This is a genomic window from Flavobacterium bomense (assembly GCF_003970355.1).
On sequence record NZ_RYDJ01000048.1, the window covers coordinates 1 to 2,046 of the forward strand.

Below are 2,046 nucleotides of genomic sequence, written 5' to 3' on the forward strand. Positions count from 1 at the left end.
ATGTCATCATCTACATATTCGAAACCAGAATCTACCACATAAGCATAGGGATTAATTTCCATTTCAATCACTTCAAATTTCGAATCTTCATTTTTCTCCATAGCAGCCACCCATATTTGCTCTTTTTGATCAGCAAACATCATATAAAATCCTAACACATTGTAGAACAATGTTACGATTAAAAATAGTGACGCAATTTTTTTCATTGGCAGAAAAAAGAGTTAAAAAATGAGCTTATTTTGAAATTGAAAATAGACTTACTAGAGCATTATTGTTAGCAATAAGCAAATGTTGTTTGCCTTTTATTTGTATTTTTTTCATTTGTTTGGCATTTTCACCATTGTAAAAATTAATATCTTTATACGGCTTCAAATTTCCTTTTGAATCTCCAATTAGAATATAGCCGATATTACTATCGTAACGAATAGTCTCTACTTCGGATTCGTAAATTCCGCCAACTCCTATAACATCTTGAAAGCCATCTTTGTTTACATCTGCAAAAACGAACGACATTGTTGGTCCTATTTGTGCTGTGTTTGGTAATTCCTTGAAAGTAAACGAACCTTTGCCATTTTTAAGGGCATATCCTGACTTAAATTGATACACTTGTTTATGATAGGAAGCTTTCAATTCTTTTTCACCATAAATATCGGCTAAACTAGAGGTGGCAAAACTTTTGAACGTGGGCATTTTTTTACTGACAAATGAATTTTGTTGTGTAGAACATTCTTTACCTCTAACTGGAACAAGATTTGTTTTGTATAGCTTACTCAATACCATATCATAAGTAGAATTGTTGTCGAAATTATTTCCGTAAATGTGCAATGGTTTATCAACCGAAGGATGAAACTTATTGTTGCCTCCTAAATTCCCAAAGAAATAATCTAAATCTCCATCTTTATCAATGTCCACTTCAGAAACAGTATTCCACCAACCTTCGGTATTCTTGAATTGTGGTGTATTAATAGTTTTAAATTGTCCTTTAGTATTTTTTAATACGGTAATTGGCATCCATTCTCCAACTACAATTAAATCTTTGGCACCATCATTATCATAATCCGAAAAGATAAAATCATTTACTATTCCTATTTTCGAAAATTCTGGAGCAACTGTTGCTGTAACATCTTTAAAAATACCTTTGTCATTTCTCAAAAAATACGACTGAGAAACAAGCGGGTATTTCCCTGGAATACAATGTCCACCTATTGCCAAATCTAAATCCCCATCATTGTCAAAATCAATCGCTTTTACTGCTTTTGTGTTGGAAAGCATTTTAGGAAGAGCACTTTTTATCAACTTCCCTTTTTTGTCGTTCAAATACAATCTGTCTTGCAATAACGGACTGTTTTCTGCCAATTCATAACCGCCACTGGTTACATATAAATCTAAATAACCATCGTTATTGGCATCAAAAAATAATGACCCATTATCTTCAAAGGATTTATCTTTTTCAAAATCAGCTTGTACTGAAACATCAAATTTACCGGAACGATTTTGCAAATAGAGTTTGCCAGATTGTCCTTGTGCTCCGCCAACATAAAAATCGTCTAATCCATCTTTATTAACATCCCCAACTGATAATGCTGGGCCTTGCTGTGATAATTTTTGTGGCAACAATACTTGTTTTGAAAAATCATTGAAGATATTTTCTTGATGCGTAAAATTTATTCCTAATTGCGTAGGATTAATTTTGGTGAAATTGTTATTGACTTTTACAACTGCTGGAACGGTTGTAAGGGCGTCTTTGATATCGAACTCGACCGTTTGATTGGCTTTTGTGTTTTCGACTGTTGAAACTAAACCGTTATCCCAAACTACTTCTATTTTTTTTTGTTCTTCTTCTTGACCCAAACCAAAATTTAAAACATTGGTTACACTTGACTGATACCCGCGATTGGTATATAATTCTTGATATTGTTTCGTCTTGTTGGTAAAGATTTTCACTTTAGACCCAATAGCATTTTTGTTTTTATCGCTACCAATTAATTTGATATTAATAAAATTTCCTGTTGAATTATTTTTATAAATAGATGCTATATCCGACAT

The 2,046-nt window shown here is 32.5% G+C and carries 2 protein-coding genes; both read right to left on the bottom strand.

Annotated features, from left to right (window positions below):
- On the bottom strand, positions 1-206 hold a 206-nt coding region (locus EKL98_RS15395; protein WP_148104423.1), incomplete at its 3' end, for a hypothetical protein.
- Between the two features lie 28 nt (positions 207-234).
- A partial coding sequence (locus EKL98_RS15400; RefSeq protein ID WP_199740721.1) for an FG-GAP-like repeat-containing protein occupies positions 235-2,046 on the bottom strand: 1,812 nt, incomplete at its 5' end.